A 26,071-nucleotide genomic window follows, 5' to 3' on the forward strand; every position below is an offset into this window, starting at 1 on the left:
CATTACTGCGCTAGCTTCGCAAGGATGACTGGATCGCTCAACAGATTCGTCAGAGGAAGAAACAATGGCTCAGGTAACTCATCTAGCTTAAACCATTTCCATTGCTTACATTTATCAGGCTCTGTCACCTGTGGTTCGCCGCTAACGTCAGAAGCAACAACAAACAGCGTTATATAGTGCTTGTTCTCTTTCTCAAAAATATCATTGGTAAAAGAAAGCTTCTCAAATCCACTAACAACAAGGCCAGTCTCTTCAAGTGTTTCACGTTTGGCACACTCTTCAATGCTCTCACCCCATTCAAGGTGTCCGCCCGGCGTTGCCCACGTATGAGCGCCGTGAGAACCAATTCGTTCTCCAAGTAACACTCGCCCTTCACGTAGAATAACCGCAGCGACACCTACTCTTACTTCCTGATTCACTTAAAACTCCTTGTTTCACGGAACGTGTGTTGCGTCGTGAAAAATATAATTAGACAAACATGAAACCGATTCACACTAGAGCGTCTAAGCTCAAGCTCTATAGGATAAAAAAAGATAGACATAGCGCGAGTTTCAGATAGTAGCCCTTTTAAAGTATCGCGGCTCTAAAGCTGGAAGGTCCGAGAATATGTATAAAGTAAGATGACTCAATTAACCTTGGTCCGTTAGCTAACTCCAAATTATGACTAAAAGAGGTTAAGCACTCCCAGCGCTAAATTCCTACCTTGTTCCGTAAACAACCAAAGAAATCCGCAGACATTTAATAAAATCGCAACCCAAAGGATGAATTTGAAAGGCTGCTTTCTTGATTTATGTCGTAGCTGAAATTGAGCCAATAACGCTCCTGGCCAACCACCTAAAAGAGAAAGCATATAAAGTGTTTTCTCTGGCGTTCTCCAATCCCCGCTCAGTGCAGCTTGCTTATCCCAAGCGAACATAAAATACGTAAAGATGCTCAATACAATATATAAAGGGATCAGCAGTTTCTCACCATTGAACACTATGACCGATGCGGTCGCTGCTACCAAAAAACTAAACCCGAACAAGACCGTGAAAGGAAAGCCATTAGCACCTTGAACTATCACACTTTCAGCTTTTAGACGCCCTTCATTATCTTCCGTTACTTCAAAGGTAACACTGTCTTGTACTTTAGGGCGGTAACCGCGATTTGTGACAGATGAAATATGGAAAAACACCTTCAATTCACCACCAACAGAAGAAATGAAACCGTAACCCTTAGAGTCATTCCACTCTATTACCTGACCTTTGATCATAAAACGTCCTAATCTCTGACTTATAAGGGTTAACGTAGCATCACTCGATGCCTCTTAACATATAGCGGTCTAATAGACCAAAAACACCGAGTGTTTAAATACTTTGCGACGACTATACTTTAAAGCGCTTCATTAACTCTCTTTTAGAGCCCATAAGCTCTTGGTAACATGATATGTCTATTTTGAAACACATGTGATTCTTATCATGCCGTATGTAGAAACCAGACTTATGCTGACGTAAGTAATCAGTCGGAATATCGAGCAAATGTAGATTCACACCATCTTCAAGTAAAAAATAGATTTGCTTAACCCTATTATCATCAATTTTGTCCAATGAAATCTCTAACCACCAAACAGGTAGAGCCTTGTTAATCTTGGAAAAATGAGTATTACGATTTTGAAAGTCAATACCATAGATACTTCTCGCTCGCTGCATTGCTTCTGACTTTTTCATGATTCATGTCCTAGCCTCGGATACAAATCAATTATAGCAACGAATAACATATCAAATATGCCAAGGAGATGTATAAACACTCAAACTACTGATTGATAGTATTGGAGAAGAAAACAAGTTACGCTACACATTAATACGCCTACCTGTCGGCATTGCTTCCAAACGCTCGCCTAATACTTCTTTCAACAGGCCATAAGCTTTCTTGCCTGTGCAGTGCCCTGTATAAAGTTTATCGATGGGATATTGAGACAACGTCAATCCAAGCTCTCTAATGTCTTGCTTTGTGCCACCAATACTATTAAACAATGGTAACCCTACTAGATGGAAGCCCCCGACAACGGCTTTTATTCTCTCTCCTGGGAACAAAGTAACGGCTGTATCAACCATATTGAGAACGCCACTATGCGCACAACCGGTAAATATAACTAAACCGTCCGGCTCTTTAATCACTAACAGTAATTCATGATCAAATAAGTCACGCTCTCGTTGATTCTTCGACTGTGTATATAGGTATTTATTGCCCTTAGGTTGTTCGTGTTTCGCGCTAATATCAGTAATAACAAAGACATTGGGAGCGATCTCGGTCGTACGATTGACGAAGACTAACCGCTCATTGCTGTTTTCTAATAAATCCTTATTGATCCCGACATCACTTTTGAAACCAAAAGCCCGGAAGTGATAGCTTTTCTGTTCGCAATTTTTCAGAAACACTTTGGCTTTAGAGTTATGAGCAACAAAATCAGCGGTGCCATTACAATGATCATGATGTCTGTGTGATATAACGGCGAGGTCTACATCTTTGATATCAATACCCAGTAACGGTGCGTTTTGACAAAACGTATCGCCACTTCCCATATCGAACAAGATCTTTAGCTTCTCGGTTTCAATATGCAGTGATAGCCCGCGCTCAACAGCTAAGTCTGTCCTGTTATCCAGTCGAGAGTTATCAACCAGCGTCGTTATTTTCATAGTTCTCTTTTGATTTATTTACGTCAAGTGCTGTTAAGGTCTATCCCTCACAAACAATGCCGAAAACCGACTAACTTAAACATAAGCGTACACATTCTTGGAAATACCACATGCCATGATTCACATCTAAGCTGTTTGTGGTTCTGACACCGCTACACTTTCATTTAACCTTATATACATCAAGTGTTTGTCGTAGAAATTATTTCTCGCACAACCATGTTGTAACGCCTTTTTATAGATTGAAGCCACAAATATATCAGCAACGCTAAAGTCACTGCCTACTGCAAACTCTGATTCACGACAGATTGACGTACTTAACTTTTCTAGACAGCACATAATCCATTCCCCACGAAGCTCCCGCTTTGAACGCTCATGTAGCTCTGGACGCATGAACCTTAATACTGTTCTGTTTTGAGGGGAATGAATACTAGAGTTTACGTATTCGCAAACTCTACGAATGTGCGTTTTTTCAACAAGGTCTTGTCCAAATAAGTTGGGGTTAGGGAATCGCTCTTCAAGATACTCAATAATCGCCATTGATTCAGAAAACACCGAACCATCGACCGAGAGTGATGGAACATAACCAAAAGGATTTATATCTAGGTATGTGGTCGTTAGTTCATCAGAGCTAACCTCGATTCTATCGTAAGGTATCTGCTTGAAATTAAGCACCCACTCGACCCTTTCGGAACTGTTCGATCCTTGTGCGCTATACAATAAGGCTTGCATACATCCTCCCCAAAGCATGCTGATGCGTTAAGTTGTAAACTGCGTAACCGCACTTCCAGCATTTATCGATAAGCCAAACTGGTTTGAACTAAAAATGCCGCGCATTGCGAATCAACTTACAGTGTTCTCAGGTTTTTGTTTCGCAGACGCTATTGCTTGGGTTATTTTGGCCCTATGGTTTATTTCCCACTCAGCGAGTGTTAATGACGCCTCTTTACTCGCTTTCTGTGAAGCCATTAAAAACACTTCGTCTTTTCTGGATTTAGGAATAACGACAATACCCTCTACATCAGCAACAATGATATCTCCCGTAGAGACCTTTGCTCCCCCGCAAGTGATTGGAGCGCCCAGTTTAGAATAGACCTCTTTCTTTCCAGGGACTGGATGAACACCTTTCGCAAAAACTGGAAACTTCATATTTGAAATTTCAGTCAAATCTCGAATGACACCATCAATAATAAAGCCTTTGATACCTCGACTCTTCGCGACTGCGCATACATTACCGCCGGCTACTGCATATTCGCTATCAACGCCATCCACTACAATGATGGAACCTTCTGGTGCCTCGTATATAGCTGAATGAAGCATTAAATTATCACCAGACGTTAACTGGACAGTAAACGCGTCTCCACAAATTCGCGGCATTCCTTGCCAAAGAGGACCAATACTAAAGTTAATAAAGTGCTCGTTACTTAGTATGTTCCCATACTCGGTTGTCGCTAATTTAGAAAAATCTCGCTTCATATTTACTCTCCACTTTCAAAGTGGGCAAATACTTCTGCGCCAGTCATATTGTGCGTTTCATTTTTAAATTCGTAGTATTCGGGCTTTTCATCGATGAATATCTGATGAGTTAACTTGTAATCATCTCCAGACATCAATAAACCGACAGGAAGGTGATACTGATTATTTGGCACCAAAAAGTAAAACAAGTGAGTGCCACATTTACCGCAGAACCCCCTCTCTGCCCAATCTGATGACTTATATCTCACTACATTTGATTCACCTGATATTTTGACGGAGTCAGCGCAATCAATGACCAACATCGGGCCGCCAGACCAATTTCTACACATACTACAATGACAAGCCCCCAATTCATTACTAGCGTACTCTACTTCCAACTCAACCGAGCCACATAGGCACTTTCCTTTACCTTTCATGAATCCTCCAATCTTTGCAATGTGCGTAAAATGAATAACCGATAACGCTTTTTATACCGATGACTTAATAAGAAAGGCTATTTTTTGTTTCCCTTCTCCGACAGATACGCGGCATACTTTTTAGAGATCCATTTATGAATATGAAGCCCTGTTTTACGGACAAGATACCAATCTATCGCAACTAGAATCACCAAACCGATTACAGTTCCCATTATAAAACCTCCATGCTCATTGAAATGCTACTCTAACAAATGGTTAAGAAAAGCACCGTGAACCTAAACAAACTATTAAGACTAGATATGGATTGTTACTTTAACTCTGGAAGAATGAGGAGGCATAACGCCCGCTAGGTGGTGAGGAACGTAATACTACCTTCAATACTTGGATCTACGAATAGTGAAAATGCCAAGTGATGTGAATCTTATTAAGTTTATTGTTATGTTCGTACTCAAAAAAATTGAAGAACTAAACAAGTAATAAATGCAGGTAAACCGGCTATAAAGAAAACCAAACCTGTCTGGTAGTTCACTCGATAGTGCTCGTGTTGCTCTTTTTCGAAATCATGCCCTTCTACCATTTTGTAGACCTTATCTGTACTCGGATCATCTAACCGAGTTGTCTTACTATGGATGCCTCCTTCCCACATTAGTTTCGCTAAAATCCATATAACGATGACAACAAAGAACAGGAAGTCGACCAACTGAGTAGTCGCGAAGAAAGGAATAAACTGAGCTAGAGCTATAACTACAAGTGCAGCTGAGAGGTTAATTAGAACCACTTTTTTGAATAAATCGAGCAAATTTGCCTCCTAGAGCATTACACCGCTTAAATAGCTGGCTGCCACCACAGAAATTAACCCATGGTGCCGTAAACAAAAAGCCACGATGTAATGAAAAATACCACGCATTGTGAATCGCCCTTAAAAAGTTTGTTGGGCATTCTATTGGAGCTCAATGTAAATACGAACAATATCGCCCTTATATTTTTCCCCTAACACCCTGTATCCCCCGTCACCATATACTGTTTTAATGCAGAATCCAGCTCCCAACGCACCATTTTCAAATGGTAATACACCAAAACCTAGTTTAGAGCCTGTAGCATACGCTGAACCAGCAAATGAATATGATAGTTCTCTCTCTTCGTCCATTAGAACTAACGTCTTTTCATTTATCAACTCAAATACTTTTTTCTCATATGGTAAAAGTATTTCATCGTAACGCTGAAAATCCTTACGAAACTGATATACATCCCCAGACTTAAAGTCCTTATATTTATCAAATGGTTCATAGGGGATATTTTTCCATTCACTCGAAACATAACATGGGTCCGTGACCATTAGTGACCCTGAGTCAACAAACACCTCGCCAAGTTCAACCAATTCAATGTCTGACTCAGGAATAATAACTTCATCATCTAACTCTGAATCGTAATATGTTAGTGCTCTACCAAAGTATTTAGCTTTTTCTAGTTCACTATGCAGCATGTCTAGTTGCCTATTTTTCTCTTCGATGTCTTTGGCATTAAACTCTGCATCTTCATTTAGTCTAGCTAACTCCTTTTCGCGAATTTCAATACGGTTGGACAAAATATTTTCAACAAACTCTGGAGATTTTTTCTCCAATTCACTAGCTTTATCTTTCCAAAACGCCATATTCTTTTCAGATGCTTTTACTTGCTCATCTTTTAACTTCGCTTCTGACTTCAGGTTTCGTATATATGCAAAATAGAGCCAACCTAAAATGGTCAAGACGATCCCATTAGCTCCCAGTTGTAAGTAGTCAATAATATCTTTCACCAAACCTCCTGTGATGCTTAATTCCGTATTAAGTGGTGAGCAACGCATTGCAAAAATGTTAAGTGTTGCGATTTACTCTTAAACAGATTGTTATGTTAATTCTTCAAGTTTAGTAACACTGGCAGTTCAATTACTTTGGCCTGAACTAGCCCGATAAATGCTAACACTAATGTAAGAGCTATCATAAGCCACTGTTGAACCACTGAAACTTTATGCCGTCTAGCTTCAACTTGAAAGTTTTCTAAGGTAATGATTGCTCTGCCCGTTAAGCGATAAGCACCGTTATTAAATACTAACTCCCCTGTTTGTACGAATGAATCAAGTTGTAGGTCTAATAATTCCTTAAGCTTATCTTTATCTGGGTGCCGAAACATGTGTGCACTGTAAACCTGATGCAACAAAGTTATCAAATGAAACTCTTGTTTCATGCTGCCATAATTCTCTATGAGAAACTTAAGGAGTTCGTGCCGCTTTTTGCTTTCAACTTGGCGCTTATTAAATAGATATTGTGCAAGGTCACTTTTATTTCTTCGATAAAAAGCAAGTAACGCCATTAGTTTGGTATTTTCGAACAGGACGAAATCCCATAAACCTGTGTAGGTTACTGAAAAGTAGCCAATGTATTGCTCAATCTCTAAGCTATCGATAGTAAGCCAGTCAACGTGGATAGTTGCTTCTTCATCATACCTATCAAGCTCTTTGCTATATTGGTAACCCTTTAAGTTCTCACCATCAAAGTCTTTTACCAATAACTCGTATTGGCCCCCAAGTTTTATACATGTTGAGTAACACCGAATCTTAGCTCCAGCTTTGCCAGAACGAGGAATACGAGTAGGACAATTGTTTTTGACCACTTTCGCTAGAGTTCGCTTTAGCAGATACTTTTCTAATTTGTCCATGGAACCTCTGAATTAATTTAACAGCTATTAAACCGAAAAAATTCTGCACTTAAATCCAGAATAATTCTGTCTAGTTTCTAAGATAGGCAAGCAATATGCAATTAAGCCATTGCATAACAATGGCTTATGTCACAGCTAATTTAAGGCATGTGAAAAGTCGCTTACTTTAATTCATCGGGAATGCGGCGATCTTTGTGGTAATACTCTCGGTCGCGTTCGTTGATTTCGCGTACCACACGGCATGGGTTGCCGACTGCGACGACATTAGCTGGGATGTCTTTGGTGACGATGCTCCCTGCGCCTATTACTGAGTTTTCACCAATGGTGACACCGGGAAGCACCACGGTGTGCGCGCCAAGCCAAACGTTGTTGCCAATACGAACGGGAACATTGAATTGCGCTGCTTTTAGCCTGAGTTCTGGGCTGATGGGATGTGTGCCAGTGGCAATGGTCACGTTAGGCGCAATCATCACGTTGTCGCCAATGAATACGTCTGTGTCGTCGACCAGAGTTAGATTGAAGTTCACGTATACGTTGTTGCCTAGGTGCGTGTGACGCCCCCAGTTCGCATGTAATGGTGGTTCAATGTAGCAGCCCTCACCGACTTCGGCGAACAACTGCTTCATGATTTGTTGTCGTTTATCACCTTCACTCGGGCGAGTGTGGTTGAAATCGTATAGCACTTCTAAGCATTGAGTTTGCTCAGCAACCAAATCAACGTCGTCACAGTAGTACACGTCTTGGCTGTGCATTTTAGCCTTTATATCCATGTTTGAACCTATTTGATCATTGCCTTATGTCGGCATAAATAAAGAAACAGATGGATAATTTGAAGTTTTCACTGGCCTTAATGCAAGTTGGCTGAATTAGCGCGGTCTGACGTTTTCAGCCACGCGCCACAGCACACCACTTGGGTCAGTGATACAAAACTCAAGCATTCCCCAAGGCTGCTCAACAACCTCGGAAACGGTAACTTCAAATTCCGACACTACATTAGAGTTTTGGATGTGTTGATACCAACTTTTTACGTCTTCAACCAGCAAGTGCATCATGTAATTGTGACAGTGCGCAGGTTCATAAAAATTTTGCAGAAGGAACGCACAACTGCCGTGTCGTAGATGGGCGATATCGTGAAATTCAGACATCACTTCGAAGCCGATTGACTGGTAAAAGCGCTTGGATAAATCGAAATCTTTCGCGGGTACGAAAGACTTAATTTCTGAGACTTTGAGGTTTTCCATCCTACATCCTTATAGTGTTGATATTCTTGTGCTGACACGCTTAACGCTTTAAGTGGTTACAGCGTTTATTCAGAGCTATTATTCAGAGTTTTGCTGAAATGAGTCGACTTCGGCTTTGGTTAGATAACGCCACTGGCCTGCTTCAACATCTAAACGCACATCTCCAATCTGTTCACGGTGTAGGCCAACAACTCGATTCCCTACTGCAGCAAACATTCGTTTCACTTGATGAAACTTACCTTCTGTAATGGTCAACAGCACTTCTTTACTGGTAATCACTTCGAGCTCTGCCGGACGCGTCGGTTTTTGCTCGCCTTGCAATTGAATGCCCGCTTTGAACTTGTCAGCGACATCATCTTTGATATCTCGTGACAATGCCACGCGATACACCTTCTTACACGACTTGGTTGGCAGCGTGATGTTGAATGACCATCGCCCATCATCGGTAATCAAGACTAAGCCTGTGGTGTCAGCATCTAAGCGCCCTGCAATGTGCAGTTCTGATGCTTTGTCTATCTCGATGTAGTTGAACAATGAAGGATAAACTTCGTCGATATTGGAGCAAATAGTACCCGCAGGCTTGTGCATTAGGAGGTATCGAAATTCACGCAACTTAAGCGGCGTGCCATTTAACAAGATGGTGTTGCTTTCATGAACCTGAGCTGATTCATCGGTGACGATTTCACTGTTTACGTTCACCTCGCCATTATGGATGCGTTCAATCGCTTCAGGCTTGGTTAGGTCAGTGCTTTTACATAAGTATTTATCAAGGCGCATTAATCGTCGGCACCACATTTAGCACAAGGCTTGTAAGTTCGTTCACCTTGCTCGATAACCACGTAATCACCAACGCACTTGTCACATAAAGCGAGCTTTGGGTAAGCCTCTTTTTGTTTCTTTGCGTTGATGTTGCCTTCGGTGGTGTATACGGTTCTCATTTTGATGCCTTTGCTTGAATAACGTGATAGGCGCAAATTGTATCGCTGTTTACAGCTTTGATTGGAGTGGTGGTGCATAGATAAATTGGATTTTAAGTGCCGCTATTCCAAGTTCCCTCCCCGTAACGGCTTAACCATGAATAACAAAATCAACGTGCCACGCCTATCAGTGGTAAAATGATAAAAGCTCACCAATTTATGAAGTCGATAATGAAAGATTGTAATCAATGCGGAAAATGCTGTATCAAATACGGAGATGGCGACCTTGCCGCGACTCAAGAAGAGATCGATTTGTGGGAGCTGTTCAACCCAGATATCTTTGAATATGTTCGAGGAAGCGAGATTTGGTTTGACCCTGAATCTGGTGAACGTTTAACTCGCTGCCCTTTTCTGGAGCTGGTTCCGACGAAAGACACCAAGGCTCAAGCCAAGTACACATGTAGCATCTACTTAGACCGACCAGAAGATTGCCGACACTACCCAAGCCTGATTAATGAGATGGTACGAGATGAGTGTGAAATGATTGAGGTGGTGGATTTACAAGACACGAAGAAAGCTCAAAGGAAACTCGACCTATTGATGAAAGACAGCCGCCCTTCAAGCTATTCGTAAGCGATGATCTTTTGAAGATCAATCTTCAGCATTCGCTAAAAACAGCTAAAACCTTAAGCCAAATACTGGTTCGCTTCTAACCAATCAAGCGCAACCAGTGCTGCCAATGAACATACTGCTCTGTCGTTGCCATCAACAAACTTAAGCTCTTCGATTTCGGCATCTGGAGACAGTTCACCAGTATAATCTGCAAGATAGCAAGTCAATTGCACCGATACGCCTTCCGCTTTTCCATCAGCTTGTCCTGTAAACGTCTCGACGTATTTGATGGAATCAGGCACTAAATCGACTGAGATCTCTTCTTTGATTTCGCGAACCAGTGCTTGCTCATCACTTTCGCCCGCTTCACGCTTACCACCCGGTAAATAGAACAGTTCTTTGCCTTTTGATCTGACCATCAACAGCTTGCCGTCTTTGATGAAAATCCAAGCCAGCTTATCAATTATCTTATGCATGTCGTTAGACCTTATTTCTGTTTTAGTTCTCGTTATTACTGAATCTAGCCACACCATTAGTCGCGACCAAACAAAGCCTGGGTATGTTACACGCTGGAATGAATATACTCTATTGAATCGAATGGGAAATATCATAACCAAAACGAAAAATGACAGCGTTCGAGACAATGCTCGTCAACTGTCATTGGCGATGTTTACTGATTGTTCGTTAGCTGTTCGCGAATATTATCAATCGACTAACCACTTAAGCGCAGAGTCGTGGTCTTCGAATGACTTAATCTCACCAGACACAAACCAGCTCCCTACTTTTGAAGCGAATTCTTGCCAGCTTTTATCACCATAAATCGCGATTTTGTCTATCTTCGAATTGAGCTCTAATCCCAGTTTGAAATCATCCCAAGCAGCACGTAGCTCCCAGCCCGTTAAGGTGGAGATGTCGACCAGCATCTTGATTTTAGATGAATCGAGTTCTTCTAGCGTGGTATTTAGAATTGGCATCATTGCTTGGTAGTCATCGTGTGTGAGTTTGCCTTTCGCTTTAAACACAACGATGGTTTCACCGCTAACACGTTCAATTCCAACCGATATTCCGTGACGTTCGATACTCATAGCCTAGCCCTCATAGTAGAAACTAGAGTTAGCTTAGAGGATTAAACAACAAAGAGATGAGAGGTTGACGTCAAAACGGACAAGCATTCGAATGAGTTTTAGTTACTGACTTTTAACGACGCTTAATCGCAACGACCGAGTAAGTGTGCCAATGCTTCACCCTACCCAGCGACGTGAGTGCTTGTTCGTCTCGCTCATGGAATCGTACTATCTCAAAGTCGTTGAATAAGCTGAGTACTTTAGTTTTCGTTAACGGCGTTGTTGGGGTTCGATAGCCATGCGCCCAACTGTCATCGACGCCCATGAAATCACCTGCAAATACGCCACCTACTTCAAGACAGTTTTCAATATTGTGCCAAACCCCGTCAAAACGCGTTGGGTCAGCAAAAAACAGACTCGAATTGGCAATCACTACGCCAGATTTCGGGTAATCATAGTGTTCAAATCCACTTTCAGATATTTCGACCAAAGATTTGCGACCAAAACGATCCCGACATATAGCAATCGAATCAGGATTAACGTCGAAGCCATACACTTGGTACGCTTGTTGTTCTAAAAGGGCGATGTCACTACCTGTTCCACAACCACAATCAATCGCAACATTTAAGCCTGACTCATTCAGTTTGATTGCGAATTCCGTTCTTTTTAAATGAGGTTTGCTTAGTGCTTTTTGGTAATACTGACGCCAGATCTCTGAATGGTCATCCATGGCGTTTATCCAACAGTTCGCTTAGGGATTGAACTTGTACGATACGTGGATGCTGTGACTCAAGCTCAACTCCTTCCGTGTTCAACCACACCGTATTCAAACCCGCTTCAAGTGCTGGGTAAATGTCTTTCTCTAAAGTGTCGCCAACCATGGTGATGTCTTGTGGTGCAACACCGAGTTTGGAAATGATGGCAGGATAGAACCCCGACTCGAACTTAGAAAAGCCAATACTCGCCTTACAAAAGTAACCCAAGATATATTGAGACAGGCCAACACGCTCGAAGGCACGAATGATGTCATCTTTACTGGAATCACCAGCATTGGTGGCAACATAAACTTGGTGATTGTTGGAGAGTTCAGCCAGTAATGCACGAGCACCACTCACTTCTTGTACGGTTTCCCAGTCACACATCTTCCCTTGTGCGTCTGGGAAATCGACCATCAGCGTATTGCCCCAGTCGAATAAGACTATTTTTGTTAATTCGATTAGCTTTGTCATCTTGCCTCCTGCATACGATGAATTATCTAATGTTCAAGCGAGCCTATAGAAACTTCTCGATAAGGATCTCATCAAAGTACTGGTCGCCAATCTTACCGTGTTTCTTAGCCGTTCCGACAATTTCAAAACCTTGCTTAAGGTATACCGCTAACGCGCGCTCGTTGTCTGCTCTTACATAGGCGAACAGCTTTTCATAACCTTTGGCTTTGGCTGATTTGAATGTGTAGCCAAACAACTGCTTGGCAACGCCCTGCCCACGGCTATTTGCATCAACATAAGTGCCAATAATACCAACGTGGTCAAAGGCCTTAGTGTAACTAGCGAATGGTTCTACATTCTGAAAACCAAGCAACTGGCTTGTCGTCTCGTTGACTGCAACGCTAAATACACCGCGCTCAGGGAACGACTCAATGAATGCCTTTTCTTCATCAACAGTAAAAGTCTGATCCAAGATCGTATAACGCGCTTCGATAATGATTGGATTTAATACATCAATAATGCCTTGTGCATCTTCTACCGTGACTTCTCTGATTGCTAAGCCCATACTTCTCTGCCTTTTTAGTGCTTTAGGCAGATTCTATCGCTATATGCCATCCCTTTGATAGGACAGAATGTTGTCGAAGGCGATATCGAAGTAGAGTTCGTAGCTATTTTGTTCAACATAGCCCAAATGTGGAGTCGCAGTGACGTTTGGTAAGGACAATAGCGGTTCGGAGTCTGTTGTTACTGGCTCACAATCGAACACATCAATAGCGGCAGTTTTGGTCGGTATCTCGCGTAGTTCATGATACAAGGCCATCGGTTCGACTAACTCGGCACGGCTGATGTTCACAAACAGTGAGTACGGCTTCATCAAGCTAAGGTCGTGTGCCGTAACACATCCTCTGGTGACATCATTCAAACGCAAATGCAAAGAAAGCACATCAACTTCTCGAAAGAAATCTTGTTTGGTTGCTGCTGCTTCAAATCCATCTGCTTGCGCTTGATCGCGTGAAGCTTGACTACCCCACACTACGACAGACATCCCAAATACTTGCGCATATTGTGCAATGCATTTGCCGATTTTGCCGTAGCCCCAAATACCAAGCTTCAAGCCCTTCAAAGTTCGACCTAACCCTAGCGAGCCAGAATCTTGCCACTGGTTTTGCTTAAGGTTTGACGCGTAAGTGGGAATGTGGCGCGATGCAGCCATAATCAACGCCCAGCATAATTCAGAGGGTGCAACTGGCGAGCCTCGGCCTTCTAACACAGTAACACCAAATCGTTCGCACATTTGCGGGTCGATATGGTTACTCACTTTGCCCGTCTGGCTAATAAGCTTGAGGTTTGGGAGCTGTGATAACAATGATTCGGTGATCTCGGTTCTTTCACGAATGAGCACAATGGCTTCAAACGAGACCAACTTCGTGACGAGCTCTTGCTCTGAGTAAGTCTGGGTAAATACAGTGACATCGTGTTGTTCGAGTTTGTTGAAGCAATCAAGGTCTTTAACGACGTTCTGGTAGTCATCCAATATCGCTATTTTCATATCACTCTCCTTGTGATTGTTAGTTATCTTGTAATGTTCAAATGAAGACTCAAATGCCAAGCCTTGCGATTCAACACGACACTCACGGTTACTGTATTACTGATAAACCACTTTGAAACGCTCCAACATAAGTAACATGTCTTCACTTGGTGAGATCTTGAGCTCTTCACATTCACGTGAGAAGAAATTCCAGTGAGCTTCTCTCCACCATTCGAGTGATTTGTCACCCTCGCCTTCTGCAGCAGCAAACTCAGCGGTCACTTCGTTGTATTTGCACGACGACACCGACGTGATCTCAACAATGCAAACAGGCTTGCCATCCCAATCGGTAACGACTTGCAAGTGACCAACTACTGGTCTCGCCTCTCCTTCATGGGTATACCAATGTTCAAGGCCGCAAGACGCTTGTTTTTCACCCTTGAGAATTAACTGAGCGCAGAGGTTGGCGTTGTACTCGTCGGCGCAGTAATAATCAGCACTAAAGGAGGTGTATTGCGAGGCAACGTCTGCTGGCAATGTGTTGAGGTAGCTATCAAGATAAGCTTTGCTTCTTTCTTCCATGATCTTTCCAAATTCAATATGAGCTTGAGCCGATAAAGACTTATAGATTAAGCATCTGGCTGCATTGGGAGTAACCTATCAAGTCAGGTTATTGCTGTAAACCGAGTGAATATCAAAATGTGGGCTGAGAAAGAAGAATATCGTTAGGATTTCGAGGCCAATACAAGAAGATCCAAAAAGTAAAAGAAGAGCCAAAAACACCTTTAGTGTGTGCTTTTAGCTCTGAATATCTCGTTACTAGTCGCTCGTAATTGGCAGGATACTAACGGTTCAAGAAGTCGACCGCTTTGTCTGGGAAGTCGGTAAACACACCATCGACTTTGACTTGGTTGTAGAAGACATCCAACATGCCATCAAAGTTATCAGCATAAGCTGGGATTCTTCCTGGTTCGGCACGGAACGTGTACGGGTGAACATCTAAGCCCGCGTCTTTTGCTGACTTCATTAACGGTTTAATAATGATGTTATCTTTGGTCGATGCATCGTCTACCAACATTGGCTTCCAAGGACCAATTCCTTCCGCATAAGTCGCCACTTTTTCCATGCCACCAGCTTCAAACATCCAGTCGTAACTGTAAGGCGTTTCTTTGTCACCTTGGTACGTCATGGTTTCATTCCAATCTGTATAGGCCATCAACTGAACGAGCTTAAGATCCATTTCCATCGCAGGCATGAGCTCATCGTTAATACGTTGAAGTTCATTGGCGTCGAAACACTGCAAATACACTTTGTCGTCTTTCGATAGGTAACCATATTGATGCAAGGTCGCAAGTACCGCTTTAGAGATGTCTTTGCCTTCGTGACGATGGAACCAAGGCGCTTTTATCTCAGGATAGATGCCCACGTCATAACCGAGCGTTTTGTTTAAACCTTGGATCAGCTCGATCTCTTCTGCAAAGGTAGCAACACGAAAATCAGACTGCCACATTGGGAAGCGCGTTGGGTACCCTGCTACTCTTTTACCTTGTTCATCTAGGTTAAAGCCTTCGGTCACTTTCAGGGATTTGATCTCAGCAAGCGTAAAATCAATTGCGTAGTAACGGCCATCTGCACGAGCGCGTGTTGGAAAGCGATCCGCTACATCGGTGACTCGGTCTAGATAGTGATCATGCAAAACCACCAATTGGTCGTCTTTGGTCATCACGACATCTTGTTCGATGTAGTCAGGTTTCATCGCATAAGCGAGCGCTTTAGCGGGCAATGTGTGTTCAGGCAAATATCCAGAAGCACCGCGATGCGCAATCACTAAAGGATCGGCGAATACATTTGCAGATAAGCTTAGTGCTAATAAGGTCAGAGACAGTGACGTTGTTTTCATTATTGTTTTCCTTGATAAAACAGAAGCAGGATATACCTGCCTCTGTTGTTATTTATAGATGTGATTCAGTAAATACACTACTGAGCTAGCGCTTCTTTCTCTCGTTCGAGATCTTTTTGTTTATGGTGAGCACGCTCACCTAAGAAGGCGTAAAGCAGACAGATGATTGAAGCCACACAAGCGCCGACCAAAATAATGAAGCCGCCATCCCAACCGTAATGGTCAACCATAAAGCCGAGTATTGCGTTCGCAGCAACCGCGCCACCTAAGTAACCAAACAAACCTGTTAGACCAGCAGCTGTACCCGCTGCTTTCTTAGGTGCAAGTTCCAGTGCATACAAACCAATCAACATTACAGGACCATAGATAAGGAAACCAATCGCAACCAATGCCAACATATCAACCGTTGGGTTACCTGCTGGGTTCAACCAATATACCAATACAGCGACTGTCACTAGCACCATGAACAAGATACCTGCTGGTGCACGTCGGCCTTTGAATAACTTATCTGAAATCCAACCACACAATAACGTGCCAGGAATACCAGCCCACTCATACAGGAAGTAAGCCCATGATGATTTATCTACTGAGAAGTCTTTTGCTTCTTTTAAATAAACCGGAGCCCAATCGAGTACGCCATAACGGATAAGGTAAACAAACGCGTTAGCAATCGCGATTGACCACAACAGCTTGTTAGAGAAAACGTACTTGAAGAAGATCTCTTTCGCCGTCATTTCTTTCTCATGAGACGTATCGTAGTCGTCTGGGTAATCGTCTTTGTGTTCTTCAATCGGTGGTAACCCACAAGATTGAGGCGTATCTCTTACGGTAAACCAAACAAAGATAGCAACGAGAGTGGCAAAAAATGCAGGAACATAAAAAGCGGTTCGCCAATCGTCGTTAAAAGCCCACAGCCCCAACAAGAACATTGGACCAATCAAACCGCCACCCACGTTGTGAGCAACGTTCCATACCGACACGATCTCACCACGTTCTTTACGTGACCACCAGTGAACCATGGTTCGCCCACAAGCTGGCCAACCCATACCTTGGAACCAACCATTCAAGAACAGCAGAATAAACATCGCAGTGATGCTGCCTGTTGCCCAAGGCATAAAGCCAAAGCAGAACATCACCAGTGCCGACATTAACAAGCCACCGCTGAGGAAGTAACGAGGATTAGACCGGTCAGAAACACTGCCCATTAAGAACTTAGATAAGCCGTAAGCGATAGATACCGCCGCTAATGCAACCCCTAGCTCTCCGCGGCTAAAACCTTGTTCAATGAGATAAGGCATCGCCAAACTAAAGTTTTTACGGACTAAGTAGTACCCCGCATAGCCAACGAAGATACCGAGAAACAGCTGCCATCGTAGTCGTGTGTAGGTGCTATCAATCTTATCTGATGACAAGCGATCGATATGCGCCATAGGTTTGAATATTCCAAACATAGGAACCTCATGTTATTGGGCGAAGGAAGAATTAAAATGCTCGAACGAAAAAATTTAGCGCTCATTCGAAATCAAGGGAATTGTATGTGCTTCAGGATTAATTTCTGTGATAGAGGTAGTTATTAACAAAAAATAACTTTAAATACAGCATATTAGTTTCATTTAATTAGACTGCGCTTCATATTTTTGTTGGTGTTGTTCTTCAGTGCTGAGTTCGCTTGTACAGAAAACCACCTTTCGAGTGAGCAAATATCGAACCTTTCAAACAAGGATATGCAATTAAGTTAAACAATTGTAAACAGAACCAACCTCTTTGCGCCCAATTAATGTGAATAGATAAGTCGTACATCGCCATCAGCAATGCGTATAACTAACAATACATAGCCAATGGTGATGTTTTGTATTTCTTTCCGTTTATTTATCGAACTAGGCAGGTTGTTTATTGTACATCTCAAGCGATGCAGCAATGTCTATACACAAGGCGTGTACCCATCACCTAGTAGTGAGGTTAGTCAGTGAGCATCTTACGAATTCAACAAACGTTAGGAAATATCATGAACAAATCACTTATCGCACTCGTTCTTACTACTGTTTTAGCAGGTTGTTCATCTGGCGGTGGTTCAGAACCAGCACAACCTCAATTTGATGGCGACTATGGTTTCGAAAATATTGACCCAGGTTTTGGACTAGACGATTCAGATAACGATGGTGACTATGAGAATCCAGATCCGAACTATGGCAATGATGCTCCTACTCTTAAAGACAAAATCGCTCAAGCTGATTTAGGTTTTGTTCATATCCCTGAGTTGGGAGACATTCCTTTCTTTAACCGAGATGACAGCGATGCACATGTCTCAGCCGTTCGAGAGCAGGTTAGCGACGAGCACACTCTCTACAGCATCTACGTGGATGATAAACGTGTTGGTGAAATCATCATTCGTGACAACTATGTGACGGTTAGCTCTGGAGACAAGATGATCTCTGGCCAAAAAGATTCCATCACTTATGCGGACGATGATTACACCTTTTGGACAGTTCGAGACACTAACGGCAATGTAGTTGGTGACTTTAAGCGTCTCGACGATGGTGTTTGGGTGTTCCGTGAAGAAATGAACCGTGAGACTTTTGTAGTTAAGTATCACGACGGTCAGTGGAACTTCATCCCTGTCGCAGACATTAAAAACAAGGTCAAAGACAACTTACCGTCGCAAGCGCAAGCCACCAAAGTGCGAGCAAAAATGCAGGTTAATAAGCTACGTACTTTGAAGTAATACTTATCACCAATCCCATATCAAAAAGGCATCCTCAAATCCAAGAGGATGCCGCTCAAGCACAACCAAGAAAACACAACTAAAAAGCTCAAGGAAGATCCGGACTAGGTTACTAATCTACTGGCATTCGATAGTGTGAATTTGCCGATATTTTGTATACATAAGCGAGAGATCCAATGACCATCAAAAAGCTTCCCCTTCTGACATTAGCCGCTGTCTTGCTGTTCACTATGTCTAACGCACAAGCCTATGAACAAAACCAAGAAGAAACTGCGATTACATTTGGTCTATCGGCTGAACGTGGGTGGAGAGATTGGTCTGCTTCTTACATCAAATATCGCGGTCCGGGAAGCATAGGTTATGGCATTGAGTTTACCCGCTCAGCTTATAACGAAGATGAAGACTCGTACGAATACAAGCAACGCGACAACGAATATCAGTTTCAAGCACCGATTGGTATCACCGAAAACTTGTACATCACCCCAGGTTACGGGATTAAGCGTACCCACACGGACGTCACTATAGATAGCCATGAGTTCTCTGACAGCTCAACCAAACAAGTTGGTGGCTTAGATGCAACCTACATTATGGACAGTGGCTTTGTTGTGACCGCAGGTTTCGATAAAGCAGAAGGTGAAGATTTGGAGTTCTCGATTGGTGCAGGTATCGCTTGGTAAAGGTAATAGCTCAATAGATTTGAAAAACAAAAAGGGTCTAGATTTCTCTAGACCCTTTTAGGTAATAACGCTTGGTGGCTCGATATGATCGAGTTACACGAAGTGATTATGCGTCGATGTAAAAAGCTTCTACCGTGCCTTTTAGAGTAATAAGCATTGGCTGACCAAAACGATCTAGCGCTTTTGGAGAAGGGATCTTAACCCAACCTTCGCTGATGCAGTATTCTTCAACATCAGTACGCTCTTTACCATTTAGACGAATGCCGATTGGGTATTCGAAACACTCAGCAACGTGGTGTGGGCTGCGTGGGTTACCTGCAAGATGATCTGGTAAAGCTGGTCTTGAATTAGTATCGCTCATGTTCATTACCTGTATGTACGTAAATAAAAAAAGTGCGTCATTCTAGTCAATATAGGCTTTGTGCTCAACAACTGCTGCAATAAATCGTCTTGATCGTTTTAATCAACAGCTAGTTGTTTGATTTAAAGGCGATATCGACATGAGTTCCAACGAAAATTTAACAGGTTTATGCGTTATAGATGAAAGGGAGAAGTTCATCACTCAAACGGCAGATAACCTAATATCTGACTTTAATCTTAGTTTATCGATTAAGCTCAATACTCATCACTTTATGGTTCGGTTCTGATTCGATATCGACAACTGACCAACCTAGCCCTTGGTAGAGTCCCATGATATTGGTGTACGCGTAGAGTTGAGTTTGCACTGCAGAAGATACTTGTCTGACACCACGATTAATCAGTTCACTCGCAATACCTTGACCGCGCCATTGAGTATCAACATAAACAGCATTAATCCAAACCACATCCCGCACTTGATGAGGTTCCTGAAAATGGGAATATGCCAAGCCACCAATGACCACATTATCGCGAAGTACTACTATTACTGGAGGGAGTTGTACGCAGTCTTTATAGGTATCTTTAAACTTGAAATCAGACCATTCACTTTGAAACAAGCGCTCTAATTCACTCCAATATGGCGAGCTTTCATCGCAATTTCTAAAGATTACTTTCTGCATGTCTTTCCATCCTTTGAAGGGCTAATACGGCCATCCTAGCCTTGGTTTATATCAGTGTAGGTAAAGTTACTCTTCTTCGTCGTAATCGTCTGCAGGGTCTTGATTGATCTCTTCACCACACCCTAAGCATTCGGCTTGCGAATCTGTTGGCATGACAATAATCAAACCACAATGCGGGCATAAATCTCCTTGTTGATACATCCTGCTATCCCTTCTACTTCATGGTTATTGCTTAGGATACTTCTGCTTACTCGCTTCCAACCAGTCGTGAATCACTTGGCGAGCGGATTCTGATGGAGGAGCATTTCGTATTCCGCAGATATGGTCTATTTCAAATGGAAATGCTTTGCTCGGGACGCGACGTAAACCTATGGTTAAACGCTGAGGTTTGAGCATGCGGAACACCACATAGCGATCGCTCATGATTCGGTTGTGATACACACCAATACAGTGCTTCTGCTCTATGCCTTCGTGTTCAAGATCGTAATAATCAGTGAGCGGATGAATGTTGTCATTACCGAGCAAAGGAACGGGATAAGGGATGTCTTTATCCATTGGGCGATTACCCTCCAAGCGACGTAATTGGCGTTGCTCCGTCCAGCGGTCATGAAGTTGTTCAAACATCACGAATGAGTTCTGGCTGGTAATCGCGCGCAGTGGATCATCCATCTCCAAATCTTGCCCTAGCAATATCGCATCTTGGAACATCGCCATCTTCGACGGTGCATTAAGTCTGCCCTCTTCCACCATTGCAATCCCTAATCGGCTACCAGTTAGAAATGGATGAACTTGGTCCAAACGCAGGGCTGTGTATCCAACTTTTGAGTAGTGCTTAAACTTAAGAACTCGTCTTTGCAGTGGTTCGAGAATGCGAACAATGTGGTCGAGTTCATCACCAACGTTGTAATGAAGCTCTAGCTTGTCGATGAATTTGAGTGTCGCCTTGCTACTGTCTAAACCCAACTTAGCAAGTATCTTCTTCTGCCCTAAGCGACTCAGTGCCAATGCTTTCTGATTATCGACACTGTATTTCATGCAGATGAGAGCCAAAATAACAGGCCTTAATTCAAGCAATTGCGCGGCTTCATAAGTATTCGCAGCAAGCCACAACATCTGGTATTGGTATTCTGGAAAGTCGTCGGTGATTTCACGATAGCGCGCAGGCAATGAGTCTAACCAACGACCATTCACGTCAAACTGTTCAACAAGGTTGAGGCTCAGCCCAATGCCCCCATCAAGCGGTCGTCTACCATCTTCAAACACATGAAAGCCGACCAGCTTTTGAGACCAGTCTCGGATCTCAATATCGTAGTCGAAACCTAATGTTCGCGTGGGAATGGTTAGTAGTGCTGTCATTGATGCCTCTTCGTTATTAGCGCATTGAACTATCAAGCCTATCTATCAGAATAAGCTAGCGCTTCAACCACTATATCAACCTTCTGTAAATTTCTTATCAATCAAAGCGATATAAATACGATAGTGCTTAGAAGAACATTGAATGATGATTTTACGCAATATGAGATCTCTTCGATATCATTTGCGTCAACAGAAACTATGCTTGTTACATAACTCACAACAAGAGGCTTTAATTATGGATTACCGACATATTCTGGTCGCACTTGAACTGTCTGACGACACCAAGATTCTCATTGATAGAGCGACCTTCTTCGCTGATAAACTAGAAGCGGGCATTTCATTTGTTTATATCGATGGTACGCATGGAGAGATTTATCCAGAACTCGTTGATATTCAAGGAAATGACGGTGATTTACCCATCAATGAAGATGCCGTTAAGCATTTGAGAGAGTTTGAGGCGTACGCCAAGCACCCAATCAAGCACATTTTCGTGGGAACGGGTGACTTGAACGACAAGCTCAAAAATGCCATCGAAGCAAACGGTGTTGACCTATTGCTGTGTGGCCATCACCATGATTTTTGGCATAAGCTCATCTCCCATTCTAAACAGATCATCGATACTTCTCCTATCGATATTCTCGTTGTTCCTATGGAATAGAAGCTGCAGTTCGACACTCAAAAATAGCCTGCATTGCCAACCTCTATCGGTATTATTGGTTGGCTTGATATCCTCTTCAACACACTCATCCTGACCGAAATCTGCTATTACCCACTTAGAGTAGTCATTTGTGATCTTGTCAGCTTATCAACTCGTAAGCGTCTAATAATTAACAAATCGCCGAGTGGAAGTAATGAAAAAGATTGGTCTGTATCTTTTTACAAACGACTTAAGAATCAACGACAATGCGCTACTTTACCAAGCAAGCCAAATCGTCGATGAGCTCGTTTGTGTCGTCGTTGAACCGGTTCTGTCTCACTACTCTTCACAGTTCGCCCAAGAACAACAAAATGGCGCTCACCGTACAGCTTTCATTTCACAATCGATAAGCGATCTTAAAGCTAACCTGAGCGACCTAAAACAGTCACTCGTCGTCCTTAGACAGGACCAAGATAAAAGCGATAACGTTAAAGACTCGCTCAACGAGATTATCTCTGCTCTAAACGTCACTCACTTGTTTGCAAATGTTCATTGTGGCTACGACGAGCAACAGCTAGTGCAATCAACGTTGGCTGACTGCCCGAACTTAACTGCGATTCAATCTCATAACTCGACTCTGTTTGAGCTCGATGACTTCCCTTTTACGTTAGACAAGTTACCCCGCTCGTTTACCAAATTCCGAAAACTCATCGAACACTTGGCTGTCGGTACACAAAGTTTGACCATAACGAACTTACCACCAGCACCAGACCTAACGAAAACATCACACTGTCACTCAAAAGCCTCCCTTTTTACGAAGGGTAATTTGGCGAGCGAGCAAAGCTTTAAAGGCGGTGAAACCTCGGGATTAATACATCTCGAACGCTACTTCTCACACGATTACGCGAGCCGCTATAAACAGACAAGAAATGCATTGGATGGCATCGAGAACTCGACCAAGTTTTCACCGTGGCTCGCATTAGGCTGTGTCTCACCGAAAACAATCTGCAGACACCTCGCACGATTTGAGTCGCATCATGGTTCCAATGATTCAACTTACTGGATCTATTTCGAGCTGTTGTGGCGAGAGTATTTTTATTGGAAAAGCATGGCGTTGAAATCATCGCTATTTACGGGCTCACCCATAAACCCCGTTAAAACAGAGAATAGTAATCCATCGGCAAACCTTAATTTTGCCAAATGGAAGGGCGGTAAAACCAACTACCCGATTGTCGATGCATGTATGCGCCAACTTAATGCGACTGGCTACATGTCTAACCGTGGAAGGCAGTTAGCCGCAAGCTGTTTGATTTACGAGTTGGGCGTCGACTGGCGACACGGCGCAGCCTATTTTGAAAGCCAGCTTGTAGACTATGACGTGGCGTCTAACTGGGGAAATTGGGCTTATATCGCCGGGGCTCTCAATCAACCAGCCCGCAACAACCAGACGAAAAACCAATCACAGCCTAAATCACACCATTTTGATTTAGCCAAGCAGACTGAAATGTACGACCCAGACCATGCCTTCATCAATCAATGGGCTGGCGGTAACGCAGTCACAGCAAGCCTAACAAACCAGGACGCATTATGAACTTTAAAACGGTACGACTTATATTAGGTGACCAACTCAACATTGAACATTCATGGCTTAGACAGGTTAACGATGACGTTATTTACATCATTGCTGAGCTCAAACAAGAAACGGATTATGTTGCCTCTCATATTCAAAAAGTGGCCGCGTTTTTCTGTGCGATGGGTTACTTCGCTGACGAACTAAAAGAACAAGGCCATCAAGTACTCCACCTAACTCTTGACGATACCACGCAATTTGAAAAGCTAGATTCACTTCTAAAGCACTATGTACACGAATTCGGCGCAGAGAAGTTTGAATATCAAAGGCCAGATGAATATCGCCTTTTAGAGCAGATGAACAACCTCAAGCTGACCAATGCAACCAAAGGTTGTTGTGATACGGAGCACTTCCTCTTTCCATTCGAAGAGATCGAACAACAGTTTCCGAAAGACAAACACATCATGATGGAGCACTTCTATCGCCGAATGAGAAAGCGTTTCGACATTTTGCTAGAAGACGGAAAGCCCGTTGGTGGCAAATGGAATTACGACGCGGACAATCGAAAGAAACTCAAGAAACAAGACATCGAAAACCTGCCTCAGCCTCTGATGTTTACCAATGACATAACCGATATTTTGCAGCGTATCGAACGTCACCAAGTGCAAACCATTGGTCAAGTCGGTAGCCAATTATTATGGCCGGTCAACCGCGCACAAAGCTTGTCTTTGCTCGCTCATTTCTGCCAAGTCTGCTTACCGTTATTTGGACAGTTTCAAGATGCGATGACTACAGAGCACGACTCTAAATGGAGCTTGTATCATAGCCGTATTTCGTTTTCTTTGAACAGTAAACAGCTGAGTCCTAAAGAAGTGATTGATGCAGCACTGTCGGCCTACCAATCATCCAGTCATCGAGACAGCTCTTCAAATAAACCAAGCATCGACATTGCACAGGTCGAAGGGTTTGTACGCCAAATATTGGGGTGGCGAGAGTACATACGCGCCGTCTATTGGGCGAATATGCCTGCTTACGCCAACAAAAATCATTACTCCGCAAACAACAACCTGCCCCATTACTTTTGGGACGGACAGACCAAGATGAACTGCATGAAGCATGCGATTGACCAGTCTCTTGAGTTTGCTTACGCGCACCATATCCAAAGGTTAATGATCACTGGCAACTTCTGTTTAATCACAGGCATAGACCCGGACCAAGTCGACAGTTGGTACCTCGGCATTTATGTCGACGCGATTGAGTGGGTTGAAATGCCAAATACGCGAGGTATGGCACTTTTTGCGGATGGCGGGATCGTCGGAACCAAACCATACTCTGCCAGCGGTTCCTATATCAACCGCATGAGTGACTACTGCAAAGGCTGTCACTACAAGATAAAAGAACGCAGCGGCGAGCAATCTTGCCCTTTCAATAGCTTGTATTGGCGCTTTATGAGCCAACACCGCGATGCGTTAAACCGCAACCCACGTATGGGCATGTTATATCGCTCTTGGGACAACATGGATGAGCAATCTCAACAAGCGATTCTCGATACCGCTGAACAACGAATCACAAACTTGGAGAACTTATAATGGTGGAGCAACTCAGATTACACATATTGGTGGTCGGTGGGAGCGGCGGTATTGGTTTCGCTGTGGTTAAACACCTATTATCTGAGCTCTCTCGGTTTGATTTTCTTGATGTGCATGTAGACGCGACTTACCACTCTCAACAGCCGGAACTAGAAAACAATCGCTTGACCTGGCACAAAGTCGACGCCACCGACGAAGCCGATATCAAGCGCTTGAGTTCTGAGTTTGACCAACTTGATTGGTTAATCAACTGCGTGGGTATGCTCCACACTCCAGATCTTGGGCCGGAAAAGAACTTGTCGTCTATCGACCCTAAATTTTTCCTGAAAAACATCTCTGTGAATACCCTACCCAGCTTGTTATTGGCAAAGCACTTCACGCCGATTCTTAGAACGAGTGACAATCCAAAATTTGCTGTGGTATCCGCAAAGGTAGGTAGCATTTCAGACAACCGATTAGGCGGTTGGTATAGCTATCGCTCATCGAAAGCAGCCCTCAACATGTTCATCAAAACCATGTCGATCGAATGGCAACGCACCATTAAGAAAGGCACTGTGTTAGCACTGCATCCGGGCACAACAGACACGGCTCTATCGAAACCTTTTCAGACCAATGTCCCTGAAGGTAAGTTGTTTGAGTCGAGCTATGTCGCCCATCAGTTGGTCGATATCATTCGCACTGCCACACCGGACAAAAGTGGGCACTTCTATGCTTACGATGGCGAGCAGTTACATTGGTAGTTAATACGACTGGCC

Annotated in this window: 35 protein-coding genes; 7 read left to right on the plus strand and 28 right to left on the minus strand. The window is 43.2% G+C overall.

What is annotated here, in order from left to right; all coding sequences use genetic code 11:
• Nucleotides 1-2: 2 nt before the first annotated feature.
• The 15 genes from IQQ51_RS13920 to IQQ51_RS13985 all read right to left on the minus strand — a co-directional run bounded on the left by IQQ51_RS13920 (nucleotide 3) and on the right by IQQ51_RS13985 (nucleotide 9,437).
• Nucleotides 3-419: a nucleotide triphosphate diphosphatase NUDT15 gene (locus tag IQQ51_RS13920; protein ID WP_048615767.1), complete on the minus strand. Its 417-nt coding sequence runs from the start codon at nucleotides 417-419 to the stop codon at nucleotides 3-5.
• 245 nt (nucleotides 420-664) lie between these two features.
• Complete coding sequence (locus tag IQQ51_RS13925) at nucleotides 665-1,252, minus strand: cold shock and DUF1294 domain-containing protein (RefSeq protein ID WP_048611194.1); 588 nt, start codon at nucleotides 1,250-1,252, stop codon at nucleotides 665-667.
• 112 nt (nucleotides 1,253-1,364) lie between these two features.
• Complete coding sequence (locus tag IQQ51_RS13930) at nucleotides 1,365-1,706, minus strand: hypothetical protein (protein ID WP_193841372.1); 342 nt, start codon at nucleotides 1,704-1,706, stop codon at nucleotides 1,365-1,367.
• 123 nt (nucleotides 1,707-1,829) lie between these two features.
• Nucleotides 1,830-2,675 carry an MBL fold metallo-hydrolase gene (locus tag IQQ51_RS13935; protein ID WP_193841373.1) on the minus strand — a complete coding sequence of 282 codons (846 nt, stop codon included), beginning with the start codon at nucleotides 2,673-2,675 and terminating at the stop codon, nucleotides 1,830-1,832.
• A gap of 126 nt (nucleotides 2,676-2,801) precedes the next feature.
• Nucleotides 2,802-3,404: a glutathione S-transferase family protein gene (locus IQQ51_RS13940; protein ID WP_193841374.1), complete on the minus strand. Its 603-nt coding sequence runs from the start codon at nucleotides 3,402-3,404 to the stop codon at nucleotides 2,802-2,804.
• A gap of 111 nt (nucleotides 3,405-3,515) precedes the next feature.
• Nucleotides 3,516-4,148 carry an RraA family protein gene (locus IQQ51_RS13945; RefSeq protein ID WP_193841375.1) on the minus strand — a complete coding sequence of 211 codons (633 nt, stop codon included), beginning with the start codon at nucleotides 4,146-4,148 and terminating at the stop codon, nucleotides 3,516-3,518.
• Nucleotides 4,149-4,150: 2 nt separating this feature from the next.
• Nucleotides 4,151-4,564, minus strand: a complete 414-nt coding sequence (locus tag IQQ51_RS13950) for a GFA family protein (protein WP_017057358.1) — start codon at nucleotides 4,562-4,564, stop codon at nucleotides 4,151-4,153.
• A 77-nt stretch (nucleotides 4,565-4,641) separates the two neighbouring features.
• On the minus strand, nucleotides 4,642-4,776 hold the full coding sequence (locus IQQ51_RS27765; protein WP_086049349.1) for a hypothetical protein: 135 nt from the start codon (nucleotides 4,774-4,776) through the stop codon (nucleotides 4,642-4,644).
• A gap of 236 nt (nucleotides 4,777-5,012) precedes the next feature.
• A complete protein-coding gene (locus IQQ51_RS13955) occupies nucleotides 5,013-5,363 on the minus strand; it encodes a hypothetical protein (RefSeq protein ID WP_193841376.1) in 351 nt (116 codons plus the stop codon).
• A 141-nt stretch (nucleotides 5,364-5,504) separates the two neighbouring features.
• Nucleotides 5,505-6,359 carry a hypothetical protein gene (locus IQQ51_RS13960; protein ID WP_193841377.1) on the minus strand — a complete coding sequence of 285 codons (855 nt, stop codon included), beginning with the start codon at nucleotides 6,357-6,359 and terminating at the stop codon, nucleotides 5,505-5,507.
• Nucleotides 6,360-6,454: 95 nt separating this feature from the next.
• Nucleotides 6,455-7,258 carry a hypothetical protein gene (locus tag IQQ51_RS13965; RefSeq protein ID WP_193841378.1) on the minus strand — a complete coding sequence of 268 codons (804 nt, stop codon included), beginning with the start codon at nucleotides 7,256-7,258 and terminating at the stop codon, nucleotides 6,455-6,457.
• A 161-nt stretch (nucleotides 7,259-7,419) separates the two neighbouring features.
• A complete protein-coding gene (locus tag IQQ51_RS13970; protein ID WP_048664954.1) occupies nucleotides 7,420-8,028 on the minus strand; it encodes a sugar O-acetyltransferase in 609 nt (202 codons plus the stop codon).
• A 96-nt stretch (nucleotides 8,029-8,124) separates the two neighbouring features.
• Nucleotides 8,125-8,499, minus strand: coding sequence for a VOC family protein (locus IQQ51_RS13975; protein ID WP_193841379.1), 375 nt, complete (start codon nucleotides 8,497-8,499; stop codon nucleotides 8,125-8,127).
• Between the two features lie 78 nt (nucleotides 8,500-8,577).
• Nucleotides 8,578-9,276, minus strand: a complete 699-nt coding sequence (locus tag IQQ51_RS13980) for a pseudouridine synthase (protein ID WP_193841380.1) — start codon at nucleotides 9,274-9,276, stop codon at nucleotides 8,578-8,580.
• Nucleotides 9,276-9,437, minus strand: coding sequence for a hypothetical protein (locus IQQ51_RS13985; RefSeq protein WP_017059212.1), 162 nt, complete (start codon nucleotides 9,435-9,437; stop codon nucleotides 9,276-9,278). The genes IQQ51_RS13980 and IQQ51_RS13985 overlap by 1 nt, the downstream gene beginning before the upstream one ends.
• Before the next feature lie 210 nt (nucleotides 9,438-9,647).
• On the opposite strand from IQQ51_RS13985, the gene IQQ51_RS13990 reads away from it, so the two are divergent.
• Nucleotides 9,648-10,049, plus strand: a complete 402-nt coding sequence (locus IQQ51_RS13990; RefSeq protein ID WP_017065706.1) for a YkgJ family cysteine cluster protein — start codon at nucleotides 9,648-9,650, stop codon at nucleotides 10,047-10,049.
• 53 nt (nucleotides 10,050-10,102) lie between these two features.
• Here the strand turns inward: IQQ51_RS13990 and IQQ51_RS13995 are convergent, their stop codons facing one another.
• The 9 genes from IQQ51_RS13995 to glpT form a co-directional block, all read right to left on the minus strand.
• Entirely contained in the window at nucleotides 10,103-10,504 is a 402-nt protein-coding gene (locus IQQ51_RS13995) for an NUDIX hydrolase (protein ID WP_048617150.1), read from the minus strand.
• A gap of 228 nt (nucleotides 10,505-10,732) precedes the next feature.
• On the minus strand, nucleotides 10,733-11,113 hold the full coding sequence (locus IQQ51_RS14000; RefSeq protein WP_193841381.1) for an STAS/SEC14 domain-containing protein: 381 nt from the start codon (nucleotides 11,111-11,113) through the stop codon (nucleotides 10,733-10,735).
• 112 nt (nucleotides 11,114-11,225) lie between these two features.
• Nucleotides 11,226-11,822 (minus strand): class I SAM-dependent methyltransferase, encoded by a 597-nt coding sequence (locus IQQ51_RS14005; protein ID WP_193841382.1) that lies wholly within the window; start codon nucleotides 11,820-11,822, stop codon nucleotides 11,226-11,228.
• The gene (locus tag IQQ51_RS14010) at nucleotides 11,815-12,321 is read right to left on the minus strand and encodes an HAD family hydrolase (RefSeq protein ID WP_193841383.1); all 507 of its coding nucleotides are present in this window, start codon (nucleotides 12,319-12,321) and stop codon (nucleotides 11,815-11,817) included. Before IQQ51_RS14010 ends, IQQ51_RS14005 begins: the two co-directional genes overlap by 8 nt.
• Before the next feature lie 43 nt (nucleotides 12,322-12,364).
• Nucleotides 12,365-12,865, minus strand: a complete 501-nt coding sequence (locus IQQ51_RS14015; RefSeq protein ID WP_193841384.1) for a GNAT family N-acetyltransferase — start codon at nucleotides 12,863-12,865, stop codon at nucleotides 12,365-12,367.
• 39 nt (nucleotides 12,866-12,904) lie between these two features.
• Entirely contained in the window at nucleotides 12,905-13,849 is a 945-nt protein-coding gene (locus IQQ51_RS14020) for a D-2-hydroxyacid dehydrogenase family protein (RefSeq protein WP_193841385.1), read from the minus strand.
• A gap of 96 nt (nucleotides 13,850-13,945) precedes the next feature.
• Complete coding sequence (locus IQQ51_RS14025; RefSeq protein WP_193841386.1) at nucleotides 13,946-14,410, minus strand: ASCH domain-containing protein; 465 nt, start codon at nucleotides 14,408-14,410, stop codon at nucleotides 13,946-13,948.
• A 262-nt stretch (nucleotides 14,411-14,672) separates the two neighbouring features.
• On the minus strand, nucleotides 14,673-15,728 hold the full coding sequence (gene glpQ / locus IQQ51_RS14030) for a glycerophosphodiester phosphodiesterase (protein ID WP_193841387.1): 1,056 nt from the start codon (nucleotides 15,726-15,728) through the stop codon (nucleotides 14,673-14,675).
• A 77-nt stretch (nucleotides 15,729-15,805) separates the two neighbouring features.
• On the minus strand, nucleotides 15,806-17,179 hold the full coding sequence (gene glpT / locus IQQ51_RS14035) for a glycerol-3-phosphate transporter (RefSeq protein ID WP_052878355.1): 1,374 nt from the start codon (nucleotides 17,177-17,179) through the stop codon (nucleotides 15,806-15,808).
• Nucleotides 17,180-17,733: 554 nt separating this feature from the next.
• Here glpT and IQQ51_RS14040 point away from each other — a divergent pair.
• Together IQQ51_RS14040 and IQQ51_RS14045 are read left to right on the plus strand one after the other, a co-directional pair.
• Nucleotides 17,734-18,450, plus strand: coding sequence for a lipoprotein (locus IQQ51_RS14040; RefSeq protein WP_193841388.1), 717 nt, complete (start codon nucleotides 17,734-17,736; stop codon nucleotides 18,448-18,450).
• 176 nt (nucleotides 18,451-18,626) lie between these two features.
• Entirely contained in the window at nucleotides 18,627-19,127 is a 501-nt protein-coding gene (locus IQQ51_RS14045; RefSeq protein WP_050649996.1) for a hypothetical protein, read from the plus strand.
• Nucleotides 19,128-19,233: 106 nt separating this feature from the next.
• On the opposite strand, the gene IQQ51_RS14050 is transcribed toward IQQ51_RS14045, so the two are convergent.
• The 4 genes from IQQ51_RS14050 to IQQ51_RS14060 all read right to left on the minus strand — a co-directional run bounded on the left by IQQ51_RS14050 (nucleotide 19,234) and on the right by IQQ51_RS14060 (nucleotide 21,520).
• A complete protein-coding gene (locus IQQ51_RS14050) occupies nucleotides 19,234-19,488 on the minus strand; it encodes a DUF3297 family protein (RefSeq protein WP_017059204.1) in 255 nt (84 codons plus the stop codon).
• A gap of 241 nt (nucleotides 19,489-19,729) precedes the next feature.
• Nucleotides 19,730-20,164 (minus strand): GNAT family N-acetyltransferase, encoded by a 435-nt coding sequence (locus IQQ51_RS14055; RefSeq protein ID WP_193841389.1) that lies wholly within the window; start codon nucleotides 20,162-20,164, stop codon nucleotides 19,730-19,732.
• A gap of 66 nt (nucleotides 20,165-20,230) precedes the next feature.
• The gene (locus IQQ51_RS27770) at nucleotides 20,231-20,365 is read right to left on the minus strand and encodes a hypothetical protein (RefSeq protein ID WP_265584318.1); all 135 of its coding nucleotides are present in this window, start codon (nucleotides 20,363-20,365) and stop codon (nucleotides 20,231-20,233) included.
• Nucleotides 20,366-20,389: 24 nt separating this feature from the next.
• Nucleotides 20,390-21,520, minus strand: coding sequence for a PcfJ domain-containing protein (locus IQQ51_RS14060; protein WP_193841390.1), 1,131 nt, complete (start codon nucleotides 21,518-21,520; stop codon nucleotides 20,390-20,392).
• Nucleotides 21,521-21,755: 235 nt separating this feature from the next.
• Here IQQ51_RS14060 and IQQ51_RS14065 point away from each other — a divergent pair, with 235 nt between their 5' ends.
• From IQQ51_RS14065 to IQQ51_RS14080, 4 genes are all read left to right on the plus strand, one after another.
• Complete coding sequence (locus IQQ51_RS14065) at nucleotides 21,756-22,178, plus strand: universal stress protein (RefSeq protein WP_048611969.1); 423 nt, start codon at nucleotides 21,756-21,758, stop codon at nucleotides 22,176-22,178.
• Between the two features lie 193 nt (nucleotides 22,179-22,371).
• Nucleotides 22,372-23,748, plus strand: coding sequence for a DASH family cryptochrome (locus tag IQQ51_RS14070; RefSeq protein ID WP_193841391.1), 1,377 nt, complete (start codon nucleotides 22,372-22,374; stop codon nucleotides 23,746-23,748).
• Complete coding sequence (locus IQQ51_RS14075) at nucleotides 23,745-25,316, plus strand: cryptochrome/photolyase family protein (RefSeq protein WP_193841392.1); 1,572 nt, start codon at nucleotides 23,745-23,747, stop codon at nucleotides 25,314-25,316. The genes IQQ51_RS14070 and IQQ51_RS14075 overlap by 4 nt, the downstream gene beginning before the upstream one ends.
• Nucleotides 25,316-26,056 carry an SDR family oxidoreductase gene (locus IQQ51_RS14080; RefSeq protein WP_193841393.1) on the plus strand — a complete coding sequence of 247 codons (741 nt, stop codon included), beginning with the start codon at nucleotides 25,316-25,318 and terminating at the stop codon, nucleotides 26,054-26,056. Before IQQ51_RS14075 ends, IQQ51_RS14080 begins: the two co-directional genes overlap by 1 nt.
• Nucleotides 26,057-26,071 lie beyond the last annotated feature (15 nt).

Source organism: Vibrio sp. OPT18 (assembly GCF_015163615.1).
Classification (GTDB): domain Bacteria; phylum Pseudomonadota; class Gammaproteobacteria; order Enterobacterales; family Vibrionaceae; genus Vibrio; species Vibrio coralliirubri.

Excerpts from the sequence above, each read along its gene's own strand:
- IQQ51_RS13925 (WP_048611194.1), bottom strand. The coding sequence starts at position 1,252 with ATGATCAAAGGTCAGGTAATAGAGTGGAATGACTCTAAGGGTTACGGT.
- IQQ51_RS13930 (WP_193841372.1), bottom strand. The coding sequence starts at position 1,706 with ATGAAAAAGTCAGAAGCAATGCAGCGAGCGAGAAGTATCTATGGTATT.
- IQQ51_RS13935 (WP_193841373.1), bottom strand. The coding sequence starts at position 2,675 with ATGAAAATAACGACGCTGGTTGATAACTCTCGACTGGATAACAGGACA.
- IQQ51_RS13940 (WP_193841374.1), bottom strand. The coding sequence starts at position 3,404 with ATGCAAGCCTTATTGTATAGCGCACAAGGATCGAACAGTTCCGAAAGG.
- IQQ51_RS13945 (WP_193841375.1), bottom strand. The coding sequence starts at position 4,148 with ATGAAGCGAGATTTTTCTAAATTAGCGACAACCGAGTATGGGAACATA.
- IQQ51_RS13950 (WP_017057358.1), bottom strand. The coding sequence starts at position 4,564 with ATGAAAGGTAAAGGAAAGTGCCTATGTGGCTCGGTTGAGTTGGAAGTA.
- IQQ51_RS27765 (WP_086049349.1), bottom strand. The coding sequence starts at position 4,776 with ATGGGAACTGTAATCGGTTTGGTGATTCTAGTTGCGATAGATTGGTAT.
- IQQ51_RS13965 (WP_193841378.1), bottom strand. The coding sequence starts at position 7,258 with ATGGACAAATTAGAAAAGTATCTGCTAAAGCGAACTCTAGCGAAAGTG.
- IQQ51_RS13970 (WP_048664954.1), bottom strand. The coding sequence starts at position 8,028 with ATGGATATAAAGGCTAAAATGCACAGCCAAGACGTGTACTACTGTGAC.
- IQQ51_RS13975 (WP_193841379.1), bottom strand. The coding sequence starts at position 8,499 with ATGGAAAACCTCAAAGTCTCAGAAATTAAGTCTTTCGTACCCGCGAAA.
- IQQ51_RS13980 (WP_193841380.1), bottom strand. The coding sequence starts at position 9,276 with ATGCGCCTTGATAAATACTTATGTAAAAGCACTGACCTAACCAAGCCT.
- IQQ51_RS13985 (WP_017059212.1), bottom strand. The coding sequence starts at position 9,437 with ATGAGAACCGTATACACCACCGAAGGCAACATCAACGCAAAGAAACAA.
- IQQ51_RS13990 (WP_017065706.1), top strand. The coding sequence starts at position 9,648 with ATGAAAGATTGTAATCAATGCGGAAAATGCTGTATCAAATACGGAGAT.
- IQQ51_RS13995 (WP_048617150.1), bottom strand. The coding sequence starts at position 10,504 with ATGCATAAGATAATTGATAAGCTGGCTTGGATTTTCATCAAAGACGGC.
- IQQ51_RS14000 (WP_193841381.1), bottom strand. The coding sequence starts at position 11,113 with ATGAGTATCGAACGTCACGGAATATCGGTTGGAATTGAACGTGTTAGC.
- IQQ51_RS14005 (WP_193841382.1), bottom strand. The coding sequence starts at position 11,822 with ATGGATGACCATTCAGAGATCTGGCGTCAGTATTACCAAAAAGCACTA.
- IQQ51_RS14010 (WP_193841383.1), bottom strand. The coding sequence starts at position 12,321 with ATGACAAAGCTAATCGAATTAACAAAAATAGTCTTATTCGACTGGGGC.
- IQQ51_RS14015 (WP_193841384.1), bottom strand. The coding sequence starts at position 12,865 with ATGGGCTTAGCAATCAGAGAAGTCACGGTAGAAGATGCACAAGGCATT.
- IQQ51_RS14020 (WP_193841385.1), bottom strand. The coding sequence starts at position 13,849 with ATGAAAATAGCGATATTGGATGACTACCAGAACGTCGTTAAAGACCTT.
- IQQ51_RS14025 (WP_193841386.1), bottom strand. The coding sequence starts at position 14,410 with ATGGAAGAAAGAAGCAAAGCTTATCTTGATAGCTACCTCAACACATTG.
- glpQ (WP_193841387.1), bottom strand. The coding sequence starts at position 15,728 with ATGAAAACAACGTCACTGTCTCTGACCTTATTAGCACTAAGCTTATCT.
- glpT (WP_052878355.1), bottom strand. The coding sequence starts at position 17,179 with ATGTTTGGAATATTCAAACCTATGGCGCATATCGATCGCTTGTCATCA.
- IQQ51_RS14040 (WP_193841388.1), top strand. The coding sequence starts at position 17,734 with ATGAACAAATCACTTATCGCACTCGTTCTTACTACTGTTTTAGCAGGT.
- IQQ51_RS14045 (WP_050649996.1), top strand. The coding sequence starts at position 18,627 with ATGACCATCAAAAAGCTTCCCCTTCTGACATTAGCCGCTGTCTTGCTG.
- IQQ51_RS14050 (WP_017059204.1), bottom strand. The coding sequence starts at position 19,488 with ATGAGCGATACTAATTCAAGACCAGCTTTACCAGATCATCTTGCAGGT.
- IQQ51_RS14055 (WP_193841389.1), bottom strand. The coding sequence starts at position 20,164 with ATGCAGAAAGTAATCTTTAGAAATTGCGATGAAAGCTCGCCATATTGG.
- IQQ51_RS27770 (WP_265584318.1), bottom strand. The coding sequence starts at position 20,365 with ATGTATCAACAAGGAGATTTATGCCCGCATTGTGGTTTGATTATTGTC.
- IQQ51_RS14060 (WP_193841390.1), bottom strand. The coding sequence starts at position 21,520 with ATGACAGCACTACTAACCATTCCCACGCGAACATTAGGTTTCGACTAC.
- IQQ51_RS14065 (WP_048611969.1), top strand. The coding sequence starts at position 21,756 with ATGGATTACCGACATATTCTGGTCGCACTTGAACTGTCTGACGACACC.
- IQQ51_RS14070 (WP_193841391.1), top strand. The coding sequence starts at position 22,372 with ATGAAAAAGATTGGTCTGTATCTTTTTACAAACGACTTAAGAATCAAC.
- IQQ51_RS14075 (WP_193841392.1), top strand. The coding sequence starts at position 23,745 with ATGAACTTTAAAACGGTACGACTTATATTAGGTGACCAACTCAACATT.
- IQQ51_RS14080 (WP_193841393.1), top strand. The coding sequence starts at position 25,316 with ATGGTGGAGCAACTCAGATTACACATATTGGTGGTCGGTGGGAGCGGC.